Source organism: Micromonospora mangrovicola (assembly GCF_047200535.1).
Lineage (GTDB): Bacteria > Actinomycetota > Actinomycetes > Mycobacteriales > Micromonosporaceae > Micromonospora.
The window spans coordinates 1-632 of the sequence record NZ_JBJZOG010000257.1 but is presented as its reverse complement, the minus strand read 5'-3'; the positions used below and the strand labels follow the sequence as shown (position 1 = coordinate 632).

Annotated in this window: 1 protein-coding gene; it reads left to right on the top strand. The window is 69.8% G+C overall.

Features of this window, described 5'->3' with window-relative positions; all coding sequences use genetic code 11:
- Positions 1-21 precede the first annotated feature (21 nt).
- Entirely contained in the window at positions 22-600 is a 579-nt protein-coding gene (locus tag ACL02O_RS34360) for an IS607 family transposase (RefSeq protein ID WP_412822348.1), read from the top strand.
- Positions 601-632: the final 32 nt, after the last annotated feature.

Sequence of the window (632 nt, the reverse complement as noted above, 5' to 3'; positions counted from 1 at the left end):
GGAGTCGGCTATGGTGGCGGCGTGAATTTGAAGGAGTGGGCGGCGGCTACCGGGATTTCGTACGCGACCGCGAGGCGGCGTTACGAGTCTGGGACGTTGCCTGTTCCTGCGTACCGGCTTGGTCGTCTCATCATGGTCGGTGAGCCGTTGACCGGTGCGGCGCCCGGCGGTCAGACCGTGGTCTATGCCAGGGTGTCGGTGGCCGACCGGAAACCGGATCTGGACCGGCAGGTCGCGCGGGTCACCGTGTGGGCGACCGGTCAGAAACTCGCCGTCGACCGGGTTGTTACCGAGGTCGGGTCCGTGCTCGACGGGCAGCGCAGGAAGTTCCTGTCCCTGCTGCGCGATCCTGCGGTGTCGACCATCGTGGTCGAGCACCGCGACCGGTTCGCCCGCTTCGGCGCCGAGTACGTCGAGGCGGCCCTGGCCGCGCAAGGCCGCCGGCTGCTGGTGGTCGATCCGGCTGAGGTCGATGAGGACCTGGTGCGCGACGTGACCGAGATCCTGACGTCGCTGTGTGCCCGGCTGTACGGCCGCCGCGCCGCGGCGATCCGTGCCCGCCGTGCCGTTGAAGCGGCCACTGGGGACGGCCCGGCGTGAAGACGGTCCAGGCGTACCGGTTCGCCCTCGAC